This is a genomic window from Bradyrhizobium sp. Kon56 (assembly GCF_055807635.1).
Genome location: NZ_JBVVOU010000290.1, coordinates 1 through 314 on the forward strand (window position 1 = coordinate 1; position 314 = coordinate 314).

Sequence of the window (314 nt, forward strand, 5' to 3'; positions counted from 1 at the left end):
CGCCCTGGCCTTTAGCCGCGAAGCAGCACTGAAGGCTGATGGATTCAATCCCACTTTTGCTGAGCTGGCACCCCACGACCTGCTCTTGCGGCTCGTGGAGAGTCATGGGCTGGGTACCGTCGGCCACATCGCTGAAGTGCTGGTTCACCAGGAAATCAACTTCGGCCAATGGCTTGGCGAATACCAAGTCATCGTCCATTCCGCCGCTGTCATACTGGCACACCTCCAGCGGCTAGGCGTGGCTCACAAGTTGAGCACGGGCCCTCTTCCGATGGTCAACCGTGTGATCTACCAACACACGGGAAAGCCGTTGG

Annotated in this window: 1 protein-coding gene; it reads left to right on the plus strand. The window is 58.9% G+C overall.

The features are described 5' to 3' along the window. A partial coding sequence (locus tag AC0L3B_RS39010) for a hypothetical protein (RefSeq protein WP_473383024.1) occupies positions 1 to 314 on the plus strand: 314 nt, incomplete at both ends.